Origin of the sequence: Serratia sp. KG1D, assembly GCF_037150675.1 — a bacterium.
Classification (GTDB): domain Bacteria; phylum Pseudomonadota; class Gammaproteobacteria; order Enterobacterales; family Enterobacteriaceae; genus Serratia; species Serratia nematodiphila.
Window position 1 is genome coordinate 307,397 of the sequence record NZ_JBAGIH010000001.1, and the last position, 14,953, is coordinate 322,349.

At 60.7% G+C, this 14,953-nt stretch carries 15 protein-coding genes; 1 reads left to right on the forward strand and 14 read right to left on the reverse strand.

What is annotated here, in order from left to right:
* Nucleotides 1–22: 22 nt before the first annotated feature.
* From rlpA to leuS, 9 genes are all read right to left on the reverse strand, one after another.
* Complete coding sequence (gene rlpA / locus WFM45_RS01510) at nucleotides 23–1,105, reverse strand: endolytic peptidoglycan transglycosylase RlpA (RefSeq protein ID WP_060558755.1); 1,083 nt, start codon at nucleotides 1,103–1,105, stop codon at nucleotides 23–25.
* A 10-nt stretch (nucleotides 1,106–1,115) separates the two neighbouring features.
* Entirely contained in the window at nucleotides 1,116–2,228 is a 1,113-nt protein-coding gene (gene mrdB / locus WFM45_RS01515) for a peptidoglycan glycosyltransferase MrdB (protein ID WP_004940006.1), read from the reverse strand.
* An 8-nt stretch (nucleotides 2,229–2,236) separates the two neighbouring features.
* Nucleotides 2,237–4,132 carry a peptidoglycan DD-transpeptidase MrdA gene (mrdA, locus tag WFM45_RS01520; protein WP_004940004.1) on the reverse strand — a complete coding sequence of 632 codons (1,896 nt, stop codon included), beginning with the start codon at nucleotides 4,130–4,132 and terminating at the stop codon, nucleotides 2,237–2,239.
* Nucleotides 4,133–4,170: 38 nt separating this feature from the next.
* Nucleotides 4,171–4,641 (reverse strand): 23S rRNA (pseudouridine(1915)-N(3))-methyltransferase RlmH, encoded by a 471-nt coding sequence (gene rlmH / locus WFM45_RS01525; protein WP_004940002.1) that lies wholly within the window; start codon nucleotides 4,639–4,641, stop codon nucleotides 4,171–4,173.
* A 3-nt stretch (nucleotides 4,642–4,644) separates the two neighbouring features.
* The gene (rsfS, locus tag WFM45_RS01530) at nucleotides 4,645–4,962 is read right to left on the reverse strand and encodes a ribosome silencing factor (RefSeq protein WP_015376937.1); all 318 of its coding nucleotides are present in this window, start codon (nucleotides 4,960–4,962) and stop codon (nucleotides 4,645–4,647) included.
* Nucleotides 4,963–5,156: 194 nt separating this feature from the next.
* Nucleotides 5,157–5,819 carry a nicotinate-nucleotide adenylyltransferase gene (gene nadD, locus WFM45_RS01535; protein ID WP_015376938.1) on the reverse strand — a complete coding sequence of 221 codons (663 nt, stop codon included), beginning with the start codon at nucleotides 5,817–5,819 and terminating at the stop codon, nucleotides 5,157–5,159.
* Nucleotides 5,809–6,843 carry a DNA polymerase III subunit delta gene (gene holA / locus WFM45_RS01540; protein ID WP_049242708.1) on the reverse strand — a complete coding sequence of 345 codons (1,035 nt, stop codon included), beginning with the start codon at nucleotides 6,841–6,843 and terminating at the stop codon, nucleotides 5,809–5,811. Before holA ends, nadD begins: the two co-directional genes overlap by 11 nt.
* A complete protein-coding gene (gene lptE / locus WFM45_RS01545; RefSeq protein ID WP_033633932.1) occupies nucleotides 6,840–7,400 on the reverse strand; it encodes an LPS assembly lipoprotein LptE in 561 nt (186 codons plus the stop codon). The genes holA and lptE overlap by 4 nt, the downstream gene beginning before the upstream one ends.
* A gap of 14 nt (nucleotides 7,401–7,414) precedes the next feature.
* The gene (leuS, locus tag WFM45_RS01550) at nucleotides 7,415–9,997 is read right to left on the reverse strand and encodes a leucine--tRNA ligase (RefSeq protein WP_213929492.1); all 2,583 of its coding nucleotides are present in this window, start codon (nucleotides 9,995–9,997) and stop codon (nucleotides 7,415–7,417) included.
* 286 nt (nucleotides 9,998–10,283) lie between these two features.
* Between leuS and WFM45_RS01555 the strand changes: the two genes are divergently transcribed.
* A complete protein-coding gene (locus tag WFM45_RS01555) occupies nucleotides 10,284–10,766 on the forward strand; it encodes a zinc ribbon-containing protein (RefSeq protein ID WP_004939988.1) in 483 nt (160 codons plus the stop codon).
* A gap of 40 nt (nucleotides 10,767–10,806) precedes the next feature.
* Here WFM45_RS01555 and WFM45_RS01560 read toward each other — a convergent pair whose 3' ends face one another.
* The 5 genes from WFM45_RS01560 to WFM45_RS01580 all read right to left on the reverse strand — a co-directional run bounded on the left by WFM45_RS01560 (nucleotide 10,807) and on the right by WFM45_RS01580 (nucleotide 14,845).
* Nucleotides 10,807–11,511 (reverse strand): FMN-dependent NADH-azoreductase, encoded by a 705-nt coding sequence (locus WFM45_RS01560; RefSeq protein WP_015376942.1) that lies wholly within the window; start codon nucleotides 11,509–11,511, stop codon nucleotides 10,807–10,809.
* A 148-nt stretch (nucleotides 11,512–11,659) separates the two neighbouring features.
* A complete protein-coding gene (gene rihA / locus WFM45_RS01565) occupies nucleotides 11,660–12,592 on the reverse strand; it encodes a pyrimidine-specific ribonucleoside hydrolase RihA (RefSeq protein ID WP_015376943.1) in 933 nt (310 codons plus the stop codon).
* Nucleotides 12,593–12,705: 113 nt separating this feature from the next.
* On the reverse strand, nucleotides 12,706–13,431 hold the full coding sequence (locus WFM45_RS01570) for an amino acid ABC transporter ATP-binding protein (RefSeq protein ID WP_004939983.1): 726 nt from the start codon (nucleotides 13,429–13,431) through the stop codon (nucleotides 12,706–12,708).
* Nucleotides 13,431–14,105, reverse strand: coding sequence for a glutamate/aspartate ABC transporter permease GltK (gene gltK, locus WFM45_RS01575; RefSeq protein ID WP_004939982.1), 675 nt, complete (start codon nucleotides 14,103–14,105; stop codon nucleotides 13,431–13,433). Before gltK ends, WFM45_RS01570 begins: the two co-directional genes overlap by 1 nt.
* Nucleotides 14,105–14,845, reverse strand: a complete 741-nt coding sequence (locus WFM45_RS01580; protein WP_004939979.1) for an amino acid ABC transporter permease — start codon at nucleotides 14,843–14,845, stop codon at nucleotides 14,105–14,107. The genes gltK and WFM45_RS01580 overlap by 1 nt, the downstream gene beginning before the upstream one ends.
* Nucleotides 14,846–14,953 lie beyond the last annotated feature (108 nt).

A 14,953-nucleotide genomic window follows, 5' to 3' on the forward strand; every position in this document is an offset into this window, starting at 1 on the left:
GAATGCCCGCCGGGTTTAACGCTCAGGGTGCAGCAGTAACGAAAGACTGTTGTTGCGCTTCGCTGGCCAGGCGTTGTTGCAGTTGGGCCGCCTGCTGACGGCTGCTGAACGGGCCGAGCTGGACGCGGTAAACGTTGCCGCTGGCCGCCACTTTGCCCGGCACGCCAAACTGTTGGCTCAGGCTTTGCTGCCAGCTCTGGGCGCGCTCGGCGCTGCTCAACGCACCGACCTGCACCACGTAGCCGCCGGAGGAGGAAGCGGCAGCCATGCCGGCAGCGGCAGCGCCGGCCGCGACCGGTGCGGCTACTGCGGCGGCTTCAGGCTCGGCACTTTCCAGCACGCCGGCCGGTAATGCGCTTGGCGCGCCGAGGAAACCACTGCGGCCGTTGGCTGCGTTGCCGGCGTTCGCAGGCGCGTCGTCATCGGTGCGCAGGGTGCTGTTATCAATAGGGCGCACCGCCGCGCCGCTGGCGACCGGCACGTCCTGTTGGATCGGGGTGCCCATGCCGCTGGAGCCAAGATCCGGGCGCGCCGGCAATGCGTAGCTCTGTTTCGCCACGATGGTGCCGATGGTGCCAGGGCCGCTCAGCGCGCCGTCCGGCGCCACGTTGATGAAATCGACTTTGACCTTGGTGTTGTTGGACAGGTTGAGACGATCGGCGGCGGCTTTCGACAGATCGATGATACGGCCCTTGGTGTAAGGCCCGCGATCGTTGACGCGCACCACCAACTGACGGCCGTTGGCCAGGTTGGTGACGCGCACGTAGCTTGGGATCGGCAGCGTTGGGTGGGCCGCAGTCAGGCCATTAGGATCGAACTGCTCGCCCAGCGCGGTGGTGTTGCCGTTGGCCTCTTCGCCATACCAGGCCGCCAGGCCGGTCTGCGAGAAGTTCTGCGGATCTTTTACGATGCGGTAAGTATCGCCATTAACCTTATAATCCTGCATGTTATTAGGGTTATAGGGTTCATATTGAGGCTCGACGCCGCCGATTTCCACCACCGGGCCGTTGTACGGCTGCGGAGGGGCTTGCTGTTCCGTGGTCGGGGCGGTACAGGCGGAGAGCAACACCGCCGCGACGCCGATCCAAAGCCATTCCTTACGCATTACTCACCTCTTATAAACTTTTAGACAGCATTTTCCGATGCGTGTGGATCGACATGATGATGCCGAAACCGGCCATCAACACTATCAGCGCCGAACCCCCGTAACTGACCAGAGGCAAAGGTACGCCAACTACCGGCAAAATGCCACTGACCATACCGATGTTAACAAAGACATAAACGAACAAAATCAGCATCAAGCCGCCGACCATCACGCGGCCGAAGGTGGTTTGCGCCTTGGCGGCGATCATCAGCCCGCGGATGATCACCAGCAGGTAGAGCGCCAGCAGCACCAACACCCCGATCAGCCCCAGCTCTTCGGCCAACACGGCGAAGATAAAGTCGGTATGGCGCTCCGGCAGGAACTCCAGCTGCGACTGGGTGCCGTGCAGCCAGCCCTTGCCGGACAGGCCGCCGGAGCCGATGGCGATCTTGGATTGAATGATATGATAACCGGCGCCGAGCGGGTCGCTCTCCGGATCGAGCAGCATCATCACGCGGTCGCGCTGATAGCCGTGCATCAGGAAGAACCACAGCACCGGGATGAAGGCCGCCAGCGCGACGGCGGCGACGGCGATCAGCTTCCAGCTCATGCCGGACAGGAACAGTACGAACAGGCCGGAAGCGGCGATCAGGATAGAGGTGCCCAGATCCGGCTGCGCGGCCACCAGCAGCGTCGGCAGGAAGATCAGCACCAGCGCGATGGCGGTGTTTTTCAGCGAAGGCGGGCAGACATCGCGGTTCATAAAGCGCGCCACCATCAGCGGCACGGCGATCTTGGCGATTTCCGATGGCTGGAAGCGCACCACGCCGAGATCCAGCCAGCGCTGCGCGCCTTTACTGATCTGCCCGAAGGCGTCCACCAGGATCAGCAAAATCACGCAGAAAATATACAGATAGGGCGCCCAGCTTTCGTATACGCGCGGCGGGATCTGCGCCATAACGGCCATCACGATCAGCCCCATGACGATCTGCCCGATCTTGCGCTCCATCATGCCGATGTCCTGGCCGCTGGCGCTCCACATCACGAAGGCGCTGTAGACCAGCAGGGCCAGGATCAGCAGCAGGAACGTCGGATCGATGTGGATTTTGGTCCAGATCGAGCCTTTTTGTTGGCTTTCAGTCATGTTCTACCTTAGTCACCTTCTACGCCAGGCGGCAGCGGGGCCTCGCTTGGCAATTGCGTATTGTTGTCGCCCAGCAGAATATGGTCGAGGATCTGGCGGGTGATGGTGCCCACCGCCGGACCGGAGCCGCCGTTTTCCAGAATGATGGCGACCGACACCGTCGGGTTGTTGAACGGCGCAAAGGCGGTCATCAGCTTGTGATCGCGCAGGTGCTCCGCCAGTTTATGGGCGTTGTAGGTTTCGTAACCGAAGACCTGTGCGGTGCCCGATTTCGCCGCGGCTTTATAAGATGCGTCCGCAAAGTACTTGCGCGCCGTCCCGTTCGGACGGTTGGCCACACCGTACATGCCGTCTTTGGCGATTTCCCAGAAGCCGGAGTGAATATCGCCGATCTGCGTGCTTTCTTCCTGTTTGAACGGCACCAGCGCGCCGTTGACGCGGGTGCTCTGCAGCAGGTGCGGCGTTTTGACGGTACCGTCGTTGATCAGGGTGTTCAGCGCCTTGGCCATCTGGATCGGCGTGGCGGTCCAGTAACCCTGGCCGATGCCCACCGGAATGGTGTCGCCCTGATACCACGGTTTTTTATAGCGTTTCAGCTTCCATTCGCGCGTCGGCATCAGGCCGGAGCGCTCTTCGGCCAGATCGATGCCGGTGTACTGGCCGTAACCGAATTTGGTCAGCCAGCTCGACAGCCGATCGATCCCCATATCATAGGCGACCTGATAGAAGTAGGTATCCGCGGATTCTTCCAGCGCTTTGGTGACGTTCAGGCGGCCGTGCCCCCATTTTTTCCAGTCGCGAAAGCGTTTTTCCGAGCCGGGCAGTTGCCACCAGCCGGGATCGAACACTACGGTGTTCTTGGTGATCACCCCGGCGCTGAGTGCCGACACGGCGATATAAGGTTTCACCGTCGACGCGGGCGGATAAACCCCCTGCGTGGCGCGGTTGATCAGCGGGCGATTCGGATCGTTCAGCAGACCCTGATAGTCCTTGCTGGAAATGCCGTCCACGAACAGGTTCGGATCGTAGCTCGGATTGGACACCATCGCCAGGATGGCGCCGGTGCGCGGATCGCTCACCACTACCGCGGCGCGGCTGCCAACCAGCAGCTGTTCGATATAGCGCTGCAGATCAAGATCGAGCGTCAGGTAGACGTCCTGGCCGGCGGAAGGCGGCTGCTCGTGCAATTGGCGGATCACCCGGCCGCGGTTGTTGACTTCAACCTCTTCGTAACCGGTTTTACCGTGCAGCGTGTCTTCGTAATAGCGTTCGATGCCCAGCTTGCCGATATCGTGGGTGGCGGCGTAGTTGGCCAGCTTGCCGTCTTTGTCCAGACGTTCAACGTCGCGGTCGTTGATCTTCGACACATAGCCGGTGACGTGGGTGAGGGCGGATCCGTAAGGATAGTAGCGGCGCTGGTAGCCTTTCACTTCCACGCCGGGGAAGCGGAACTGATTGACCGCAAAGCGGGCGACCTGCACCTCGGTCAGCGCGGTTTTCACCGGAATGGAGACGAAACGGCGCGAGCGCTTGCGCTCTTTTTCGAAATTGGCGATGTCGTCGTCAGTCAGATCGACCACAGTGCGCAGCGCCTGCAGCGTGGCCTTGAGATCGTCGACCTTCTCCGGCATCAGCTCCAGCTGATAAATGGTGCGGTTGAGCGCCAGCGGGGTGCCGTTGCGATCGTAGATAATGCCGCGGCTGGGCGCGATGGGCACCAGTTTGATGCGGTTTTCGTTGGAGCGGGTGCGGTAATCCTCGACGCGGACCACTTGCAGATTATACAGGTTGGCGATCAGGATGCCGGACAGCACCAGGATGACCAGGAACGCCACCAGGGCGCGGCGTACAAACAGGGCGGATTCAGCCGTATAGTCGCGAAAAGGGTTACGTTCTATTTTCATCCCGCTGCTTTATTTCACTCTGTCACGGTCACCACCGGCTATTCCCGGTGGTAAGGATGATTTGTTGTAATACTCCAGGCGCGGTAGAGGCTTTCGGCCACCAGGACGCGCACCAAAGGATGCGGCAGCGTCAACGGAGAAAGCGACCAGCTCTGCTCGGCAGCGGCTTTGCAGGCGGGCGCCAGCCCTTCCGGGCCGCCGATCAGCAAGCTGACATTGCGGCCATCCTGCTTCCAGCGCTCAAGCTGCTGTGCCAGCTGCGGCGTTTCCCACGGCGTGCCTGGGATATCCAGCGTAACGATGCGGTTGCCTTTGCCCACCGCCGCCAGCATCTGTTCGCCTTCCTTGTCCAGAATGCGCTTGATGTCGGCGTTTTTGCCGCGTTTGCCGGCCGGGATCTCGGTCAACTCAAACGGCATGTCTTTGGGAAAGCGGTGCAGGTAATCCATAAAGCCGGTTTGCACCCAGTCTGGCATTTTGGTGCCGACCGCTACCAATTGCAGTTTCACCGCTTAGCTCCAGAGTTTTTCCAGCTCGTACAGGCGACGGCTTTCTTCCTGCATCACGTGCACGATCACTTCGCCCAGATCGACCACGATCCAGTCGGAGGCTTCCTGGCCTTTCATGCCGTACAGCTCCATGCCCGCGGCGCGGGATTCCTGCACCACGTGGCTGGCGATCGACATCACGTGGCGCGTTGAGGTGCCGGTGCAGATGATCATGCAATCGGTGATGCTGGATTTGCCCTGGACGTCCAGAGCGACAATGTCTTGGCCTTTCAGATCATCGATTTTATCGATGACGAAATCTTGGAGCGCTTTACCTTGCAAAGGTTCCCCCTCGGGTGTGTTCTGTTCAGTCGGCTGCGGCGGGCAAAATGCGCGCGCCGCGGCGTAACCGGATAATGGTTTCGGCAGGCTGCCGCTGAAAGCCAGCTAACTGGTGACTGCCCGGCCAGCTAAGGTTTCCGGGGTTTTCAGCGGATACCTGAAAAATAGCGGCGCAGTATATCACGCACCTTTCACTAGCGATATAAACCCTGCAACTCGATATAGCGCTGCACCGGGCGCGGCAGCAGGTCGTCGCAGTTGAGGCCCTGATGGCGGCGCTGGCGGATCTCGGTGGCGGAAATTTCCAGCTCCGGCGTATCGGCCAGATAGATATGGCCGTGCGGGCGACGGCTGAGCAGCGCCGGGTCGGCGGTGCGATGGCGTTCCAGCCACTGCTGCAGTTCCGGCGTGTCCATGCGATCGTTATAGCCCGGGCGCGCCAGCACCAGCAGGTGGCAGACGTCCAACAGCGCCTGCCAGCGGTGCCACTTATGCAGCGTCAGCAGCGAGTCCTGGCCAATAATAAACGCCAGCGGCTGGGCGGCGCCACGCTCTTTACGAATCGTTTCCAACGTCTCGATGGTGTAGGAGGGCGTGGTGCGGTGCAGTTCGCGATCGTCGACCGCAAACAGCGGGTTGCCGGCGATCGCCAGCTCGACCATCTTCAGGCGCTGCTGCGCATTGGCCTCCGGCTGCGGGCGGTGCGGCGGCACATGGTTAGGCAGCAGCGTGACGCGATTCAGGCCCACTTCGGCGGCCAGAGCCTCCACCGGCCGCAGGTGGCCATAGTGGATCGGATCAAAGGTGCCGCCGAACAGCGCGTGCAAAACGGTGGGGTGTTCCGGGTTAGTGGGCATCGCTAAAACTCGTGGCCAGGGGTTTGCCGCACAGCAGCATCGACAGGGTTTCCAGTTCCGGCCAGACCGACTGGCCATAGTCCTGCTTGAGGGTCAGCTCGATTTGCGTCAGCAGCTGTACCGCCTGCTGCAGCTGGGGGCCGGACAGGCGTTGCAACGCCTGGGTCACCAGCGGGCGGCGGTTCTGCCAGACCTTGTGCTGATCGAACAGCGAGCGCAGCGGCGCGGAAGCCATGCGGCGCTGCAGCGTCAGCAATAGCAGCAGTTCGCGCTGCAGGGTGCGCAGCAGGATCACCGGCTCCACGTCCTCTTGCTGCAGCTGCTGCAAGATATGCCAGGCGCGCTTGCTCTTGCCGGCCAGCAGGGCATCCAGCCAGTGGAACGGCGTGAAGTGGGCGGCGTCGTTCACCGCCTGCTCGACGCGCGGCAGCGTGAGCTTGCCGTCCGGGTGCAGCAGCGACAGCCGCTCCAGCGCCTGCGACAGCGCCAGCAGGTTGCCTTCGTAGCAGTAACACAGCAGCTGATTGGCCGCGTCGTCCAACTCCAGCTTCATCGCTTTGGCGCGCGCGGCGACCCAGCGCGGCAGCTGCGCCTGTTCAGGCGTCTGGCAACTGACGAGAGCGCCGTGCGGGCTGAGCGCCTTGAACCAGGCGCTGTTTTCCTGCGCTTTGGTGAGGCGCGGGCCGCGCAGGATCAGCAAAATATCCTCGTGCAGCAGCGTGGCGAGCTTGGTCAGCTGTTCGCCGATCGGCGCCGTCGGGCCGTTTTCCGGGAAGATCAGCAGCAGCGTCTGGCGGCTGGCGAACAGGCTCATCGCCTGGCAGATGCCGAAGATGGCGTCCCAGTCGGTATGGGCGTCGAGGGAAATGCTGTAGTGCTCGCTGAACTGCTGCTGTTGCGCGGCCTGCCGGAGCAAATCCTGGCTCTCCTGCAGCAGCAGCGGTTCATTGCCGCTCAATAAATAACAAGCGCGCAGCCCCTCACGGAGCTGCGCGGCAAGTTGTTCCGGATAAATGCGGATCATTGTGCGGTTTGGCTTGCCGCTCGTTCGCCGACGGCAGCGGCTTTCTGCCGGTTTTCTTCTTCCGCCGCGTGCACGGTCAGCAGTTTGCGCACCAGTTGCTGCGCCGCCTGCTCACGCATTTCCTGGCGAATGATCTCCTGCTCGGAGTCCTTGGCCAGCGCGGTCAGCGGGTTGTCGAAGAACGAACGGAACACTTTCACCGACAGCGGATACAGGTCGTGGCCCGGGATCAGCACCTGGGCCTGCACGGTCAGCACCAGCTGGTACTCGGCGGTTTTACCGTCCTGGAAGATCGAGGCGGTATCCTGGCTTTCCGTCGCGCCGACGATGCGCAGAGAAGGCACGTCTTTACGCTTCGGATCGCTGACGATGGTCACGGCGTTCAAACGCAGTTGCTCACGCACCGCGCGCGTCAATGGCCCGTAAGGATCCGAACTGTCCAGGATCAGCGTTTTCATTTCATTAGGCACCTGCGTGGTGCCACGCAGGTGAAAACCGCAGCCGGCGGTGACCAGCACCGCCAACCCCAGCAACAGCGTCAGAATACGTTGTCGCACAACTCCTCCTTGTGTTAACCCACAACCAGGTTAAGCAGTTTGCCCGGAACGTAAATCACTTTGCGAATCGTGACGCCGTCCAGATATTTAGCCACCAGATGCTCTTCGGCAGCGCGCGCGCGCACTTGCTCTTCGGTCGCATCGGCAGATACGGTGATTTTAGCGCGAACCTTGCCGTTCACCTGCACCACCACCAGCTTGGAGTCTTCGACCATCGCCTGCTCGTCGGCAACCGGCCATGGCGCGGTGTCCACGTCGCCTTCGCCGCCCAGCGCCTGCCACAGGGCGAAGCACACGTGCGGGGTGAACGGATACAGCATGCGAACGACGGCCAGCAGCGCTTCTTGCAGCAGCGCGCGATCCTGCTCGCTCTCCTGTGGCGCGCGGGCCAATTTGTTCATCAGCTCCATCACGGCGGCGATCGCGGTGTTGAAGGTCTGGCGGCGGCCGATATCGTCGGTCACCTTGGCGATGGTTTTGTGCAGATCGCGGCGCAGCGCTTTCTGATCTTCGTTCAGCGACGCCACGTTCAGCGGCTGCACCGCGCCTTTTTCCACGTGATCATAGGCCAGTTTCCACACGCGTTTCAGGAAGCGGTTAGCCCCTTCCACGCCGGATTCCTGCCACTCCAGCGTCATTTCTGCCGGTGAAGCGAACATCATGAACAGACGCACGGTGTCCGCGCCGTATTTTTCCACCATCTCCTGCGGGTCGATGCCGTTGTTCTTCGACTTCGACATTTTGCTCATGCCAGCATAGACCAGTTCACGGCCTTGCGGATCCGTAGCCTTGATGATGCGGCCCTTGTCGTCGCGCTCGACGGTGGCGTCAACCGGGGATACCCAGACGCGCTCGCCGCTGTTGCCGGTGTAGTAGAAGGCGTCGGCCAGCACCATGCCCTGACACAGCAGGCGCTTGGCCGGCTCATCGGAATCCACCAGGCCCGCATCGCGCATCAGCTTGTGGAAGAAGCGGAAGTACATCAGGTGCATGATGGCGTGCTCGATGCCGCCGATATATTGATCGACCGGCAGCCAGTAGTTGGCGGCGGCCGGATCCAGCATGCCCTGGTCATACTGCGGGCAGGTGTAGCGCGCGTAGTACCAGGAGGACTCCATAAAGGTGTCGAAGGTGTCGGTTTCGCGCAGCGCCGGCTGGCCGTCGACGGTGGTCTTCGCCCACTCAGGGTCGGCCTTGATCGGGCTGGTGATGCCGTCCATGACCACGTCTTCCGGCAGGATCACCGGCAGTTGGTCTTCCGGCGTCGGCATTACGGTGCCGTCTTCCAGGGTCACCATCGGGATTGGCGCGCCCCAGTAACGCTGACGGGAAACGCCCCAGTCGCGCAGACGGTAGTTGACCTTGCGTTGGCCGACGCCTTTGGCGACCAGTTTGTCGGCGATGGCGTTGAAGCCCGCTTCATTGTCCAGACCGTCGAACTCGCCGGAGTTGAACAGCGCGCCTTTGTCGGTCATCGCTTCGGCGCTCACGTCAGGCTGGCTGCCGTCGAGGTTCAGGATCACCGGTTTGATCGGCAAATCATATTTGGTGGCGAATTCCCAGTCGCGCTGGTCGTGCGCCGGCACCGCCATCACGGCGCCGGTGCCGTATTCCATCAGCACGAAGTTGGCGACCCATACCGGCAGCTTCTCGCCGCTCAGCGGGTGGACAACGAACAGGCCGGTCGGCATGCCTTTCTTCTCCATCGTCGCCATTTCGGCTTCGGCCACTTTGGTGTTGCGGCATTCGTCGATGAACTCGGTCAGCGCCGGATTGTTGCGCGCGCCCTGTTGCGCCAGCGGGTGGCCCGCGGCGACCGCCACGTAGGTGGCGCCCATGAAGGTGTCCGGGCGGGTGGTGTAAACCGTCAGCTTCTCTTCGCTGTCCGCCACGTCGAAGGTGATTTCCACTCCTTCGGAGCGGCCAATCCAGTTGCGCTGCATGGTTTTCACCTGCTCCGGCCAGCTTTCAAGCGTGTCCAGATCGTTCAGCAGCTGATCGGCGTAAGCGGTGATTTTGATGAACCACTGCGGGATCTCTTTACGCTCGACCTTGGTGTCGCAGCGCCAGCAGCAGCCGTCGATAACCTGTTCGTTGGCCAGCACGGTCAGATCGTGCGGACACCAGTTCACCGCCGAAGTCTTCTTGTAGACCAGGCCTTTTTCATACAGCTTGGTGAAGAACCACTGTTCCCAGCGATAGTATTCCGGCTGGCAGGTGGCGATTTCGCGATCCCAGTCGTAGCCGAAGCCCAGCAGTTTCAGCTGGTTCTTCATGTATTCGATGTTGTCGTAGGTCCACGGGGCCGGCGCGGTGTTGTTTTTCACCGCTGCGCCTTCCGCCGGCAGGCCGAACGCATCCCAGCCGATCGGCTGCAGTACGTTTTTGCCCAGCATGCGCTGATAGCGCGAGATCACGTCGCCGATAGTGTAGTTACGAACGTGGCCCATGTGCAGTCGGCCGGACGGGTAAGGCAGCATGGATAGGCAGTAGTATTTTTCCTTGCTGTCGTCTTCGGTAACTTTGAAAGTCTGCTTCTCTTGCCAGTGAAGCTGTACGTTCGATTCTATGTCTTCTGGACGGTATTGCTCTTGCATGGCGGCCGGTGGTCCTGTAGGTGTAAACCGTTGCCTCGGTCAGAGGCAACGCAATGAACATTTAGTATTCGTAGATCCGCATAGCATAGCTGATAAGACCTCCCGGCAACAACTCCAAGCGCCTGACTCGGCGCATTTAAAAAAAACGCCGTCATGACGCGGCTCACAACCTGCGGATCCCGCGTCTTGCCAAGTGACATCAGTCATTTACGGCTAAAATAAGAACAAGTAGCTTAGGGGGGATCCCTACAGCCAAGTCCGGCGCAGCGTTTATCGAGGAGAGTCTATGAACAAGGTTGCTCAGTATTACCGCGAATTGGTGGCATCGCTGAGCGAACGCCTGAAAAACGGCGAACGCGATATCGATGAACTGGTGGCCAGCGCGGAGCGGCGCTTGAACGAGGCCGAAGATTTGACCCGCGACGAAGTGCGGCAGGTGACGCAGGCGGTGCGGCGCGATCTGGAGGAGTTCGCCCGCAGCTATCAGGAGAGCCGGGACGAGTTTACCGACAGCGTGTTTATGCGCGTGATTAAAGAGAGCCTGTGGCAGGAACTGGCGGATATCACCGACAAAACCCAGCTGGAGTGGCGCGAGGTGTTCAAGGATGTCAGCCACCACGGCGTTTACCACAGCGGTGAAGTGGTGGGGCTGGGCAATCTGGTGTGCGAGCAGTGTCACTACCATCTGGCGTTTTACACGCCGGAGGTGCTGCCGCTCTGCCCGAAATGCGGTCACGACCAGTTCCAGCGCCGGCCGTTTGAACCTTGAGGACGTTCCCCGCCAGGGCGGGGAACGCTAAGGCCGGCGTTTAACGGAACAGTTTCTTCAGCAGGTTGCTCAGGAAACCGCCGCTGACGGTTGCCGGGGCAACGTCCGCCTGCGCCGGTGCGCTGGCCGGTACGGCGACGCCGGCCGGGATTTTCTGCACGACCGCGATGCGGCTGTCCTGGGCGGCTTTCTCCGCCGCTTCCGGGCCATAGGCGAAGCCTTCCGCCAGCACGAATTCAACGTCGGTGATGCCGATAAAGCCCAGGAACAACTTCACGTACGGCGTGATCAGATCCGTCGGCGTGTCGGCGTGGATGCCACCGCGGCTGGAGATGACGATCGCTTTCTTGCCCGTCACCAGCCCTTCGGCGCCGGCGGAGGTATAGCGGAACGTCTGGCCGGCGCGGGCGATAAGATCGAAGTAGATCTTCAGCTGCGTCGGGATGTTGAAGTTGTACATCGGGGCGCTGATGATCAGCGTGTCGTGCGATTTCAGCTCGGCAATCAGCTCATCGGACAGCGCCAGGGTGCTTTGCTGATGCGGCGTCAGCGGTTTGTCGCCGGCGGTAAAGCCGGCCATCACTTCACCATCCAGCTCCGGCAGCGTTGGGTTGGCCAAATCGCGCACGGTAAACGTGTCTTCAGGGTGAGTTTCACGCCATTGTTCAACAAAAAAATCGACTAATTTTCCAGACTGGGAATATTCACCCAGAATGCTTGATTTCAGGACCAGTACGCGGCTCATTGGCTTATCTCCAGGCGAAGGCTAATCGGTAACGATGTCAGTCGGTGTAAACGCATGGTAGAGGCAAGCCATGAACAGTGATAGCGCAAAAATTCGCTGAGTTAAATCAAAAAAGTTGAATGAGGGGCGCGAGCGCGCCCCGATAGGATCAATAACGCGCTACGCGCTCGGCCAGCAGATCGATAAAGCCCTCGCGGTTGATGCCGGTCAGCACTTCCACGTTGGCCGCGTTGCCGGTTTGCTGGAAATAGTCCACCACCGTCATGCCGACGGTGTATTCCCCTTTGGTCTCCACGCCGACCCAGCGTTCTACGCCGGTGAACAGCTGTGGCGCCAGCAGCCAGGCGATGGTGCAGGGATCGTGCATCGCTGCGCCGGGCAGGCCGCGCGGATGGCTGAGGTACAGCGGCAGATAAAAATCGAGCATCTCCGCGACCGCCTGCGCGACCGGATTGTCTATCTGACGAATGCGCTCGATATCCTGCGGCAACACCAGCGCCTGATGGGTGACGTTCAGCCCGGCCATGGTCAGCGGCACGCCGGATTTCAGCACCATTTCGGCGGCTTCGGGATCGACGAAGATGTTGAACTCCGCTACCGGCGTAGTATTGCCGGCGTTCATGCCGCCGCCCATGAATACGATGCGCTCGATGCGGCTTTTCAACTCGGCATGCTGGGCCAGTAGCAGGGCGATATTGGTCATCGGGCCGGTCACCACCAGGGTGATCGGCTGCGGGCTGGCGCGCAGCAGGTCGGCGATCAGCTCGACGGCGCCGCGGGGATCGGGTTTGAGGGTCGGCGTCGGCAGGTGGGTGTTGCCCATGCCGGTTTTGCCGTGGACATAGTCGGCGATCACCAGCTCGCGCATCAGCGGGCCGCCGGCGCCGGCGGCGACCGGGATGTCCTCGCGCTGCATCAGGGTCAGCAGGCCCAGCGCATTATGCAGGGTTTTCTCCGGCGTCTGGTTGCCGGCGGAGGTGGTAATGGCTTTGACGTCCAGCTCCGGCGAACGCAGCGCCATGGCCAGCGCGATGGCGTCGTCGAGGCCGGGATCGCAATCGATGATAATAGGGCGGGGCATGTTCTTTCTCCTCTGTTTGTTATCCAGCGAGCATCGGATCAAAACCGGGGAGAAACAAGCGCTTTTAGTGCCGGGAGAAAAGATGCGCCCCTGGCGGGGCGCATCGAGAGCGTTTAGTGCAGGATCTTGGCCAGGAAGTCCTTGGCGCGATCGGACTCGGGGTTGTTGAAGAAATCGTCTTTGTTGCGGTCTTCGACGATTTTGCCTTCGTCCATAAAGATCACCCGATTCGCCACCTTGCGGGCGAAGCCCATTTCGTGGGTTACCACCATCATGGTCATGCCTTCGTTCGCCAGTTCGACCATCACGTCCAGCACTTCGTTGATCATTTCCGGATCGAGCGCCGAGGTCGGTTCATCGAACAGCATGGCTATAGGATCCATGCACAGCGCGCGGGCGATGGCGACGCGCTGCTGCTGGCCGCCGGACAGCTGGCCGGGGAACTTGTTGGCATGGGCGGAGAGGCCGACGCGTTCCAGCAGCTTCAGGCCCTTCTCGCGTGAGGCGGTCTTATCGCGCTTGAGCACTTTCACCTGCGCCAGCGTCAGGTTGTCGATGATAGACAGGTGCGGGAACAGCTCAAAATGTTGGAACACCATGCCGACTTTGGCACGCAGCTGCGCCAGGTTGGTTTTCTTGTCGTTGACCGGCGTGCCGTTCACCAGGATGCTTCCCTGCTGGATCGGCTCGAGGCCGTTGACGGTTTTGATCAGGGTGGATTTGCCGGAACCTGAAGGACCGCAGACGACGACCACTTCGCCTTTTTTCACTTCGGTGGTGCAATCGGTCAACACTTGGAAGTGACCGTACCACTTGGAAACATTTTTCAGGGATATCATCAAACAGTCCTTTTCTTCAAATAGCTTACCAGCGCCGAGGCGGCGAGGCTGATAACAAAATAGACAAAACCGGCGAACAGGATCATTTCAACCTGGGTGCCGTCGCGTTCGCCGATGGTCGACGCGGTGCGGAAGAAGTCGGCCAGGCTCAGTACGTAAACCAGCGAGGTATCCTGGAACAGTACGATGCCCTGGGTCAGCAGCAGTGGCACCATGGCGCGGAACGCCTGCGGCAGGATCACCAGCCGCATGGACTGCCAGTGGGTCATGCCCAGCGCCAGCGCGGCGGAGGATTGGCCGCGCGAGATGCTGATGATACCGGCGCGGATGATTTCCGAGTAATAGGCCGCTTCAAACAGGGAAAAGGCTACCATAGCCGAGATCAGGCGAATATCGGTTTTCGGCGACAGCCCTAGAACCTGTTGTAATAAGCTTGGAACCACCAGATAGAACCACAGCAGCACCATCACCAGCGGTACCGAACGGAACAGGTTGACGTACAGGGTGGCGAACCAGCTTATCGGCTTGAACGGCGACAGACGCATCACCGCCAGCACGGTGCCCCACAGGATGCCGACCACGATGGCGGTCACGGTGATCTTCAGCGTGATCACCATGCCTTGCAGCAGATAAGGGAAGCTTGGGACGATCGACGCCCAGTCAAATTCGTACATTATTTACTCCCCAGGTTGCCAGGCAACTGCACTTTCTTTTCGACCAGACGCATAAACAGCATGATAACGGCGTTGATGCCGATATAAGCCAGCGTGATGGCGGTAAAGGATTCATAGGCGTGTGCGGAGTAATCCAACAGCTTGCCGGCCTGCGCGGCCATGTCCACCAGGCCGATGGTGGAGGCGATGGCGGAGTTTTTGACCAGGTTGAGCATCTCCGAGGTCATCGGCGGCACGATCACCCGGTAGGCGTTCGGCAACAGCACGTAGCGGTAGGTTTGCGGCAGCGTCAGGCCCATCGCCAGCCCGGCGGCTTTCTGGCCGCGCGGCAGGGACTGAATGGCGGCGCGCACCTGTTCGCAAACGCGGGCGGCGGTAAACAGCCCCAGGCAGAGCATGGAAGAAACAAAGAACTGCACGTTGGGATCCAGCTCGGTTTTGAACCAGGTGCCGATATTGGCCGGCAGCAGCTCGGGGATCACCAGATACCAGGTAAAGAATTGCACGATCAGCGGCACGTTGCGGAACAGTTCGACGTAACAGGTGCCGAGGGTGGAAAGAAAGCGGTTGGGCACGGTACGCAAGATACCGAACAGTGAACCGACGAAGAAAGCGATAATCCAGGCACAGACGGAGAGGGCCACCGTGACCTGAAAGCCGGACCAGATCCAGCCGAGGTAAGTGGTGTTCCCAAACGGGGCCTGCTGCAGGAAGATACCCCAGTTCCAATCTATTGACATAACAAACTCCGATAAACGGGCGCAGGGCGCCGAAGATTGATGACTTGATGAGCGCCGATCGCCGCGCGGCCAGTCTGGCTGGCTTGTTGTGTACGGGTGTCGGTGATG

Coding starts and splice junctions, on each gene's coding strand:
- rlpA (WP_060558755.1), bottom strand. CDS start 1,105: ATGCGTAAGGAATGGCTTTGGATCGGCGTCGCGGCGGTGTTGCTCTCC.
- mrdB (WP_004940006.1), bottom strand. CDS start 2,228: ATGACTGAAAGCCAACAAAAAGGCTCGATCTGGACCAAAATCCACATC.
- mrdA (WP_004940004.1), bottom strand. CDS start 4,132: ATGAAAATAGAACGTAACCCTTTTCGCGACTATACGGCTGAATCCGCC.
- nadD (WP_015376938.1), bottom strand. CDS start 5,819: ATGCCCACTAACCCGGAACACCCCACCGTTTTGCACGCGCTGTTCGGC.
- holA (WP_049242708.1), bottom strand. CDS start 6,843: ATGATCCGCATTTATCCGGAACAACTTGCCGCGCAGCTCCGTGAGGGG.
- leuS (WP_213929492.1), bottom strand. CDS start 9,997: ATGCAAGAGCAATACCGTCCAGAAGACATAGAATCGAACGTACAGCTT.
- WFM45_RS01555 (WP_004939988.1), top strand. CDS start 10,284: ATGAACAAGGTTGCTCAGTATTACCGCGAATTGGTGGCATCGCTGAGC.
- WFM45_RS01560 (WP_015376942.1), bottom strand. CDS start 11,511: ATGAGCCGCGTACTGGTCCTGAAATCAAGCATTCTGGGTGAATATTCC.
- rihA (WP_015376943.1), bottom strand. CDS start 12,592: ATGCCCCGCCCTATTATCATCGATTGCGATCCCGGCCTCGACGACGCC.
- WFM45_RS01570 (WP_004939983.1), bottom strand. CDS start 13,431: ATGATATCCCTGAAAAATGTTTCCAAGTGGTACGGTCACTTCCAAGTG.
- gltK (WP_004939982.1), bottom strand. CDS start 14,105: ATGTACGAATTTGACTGGGCGTCGATCGTCCCAAGCTTCCCTTATCTG.
- WFM45_RS01580 (WP_004939979.1), bottom strand. CDS start 14,845: ATGTCAATAGATTGGAACTGGGGTATCTTCCTGCAGCAGGCCCCGTTT.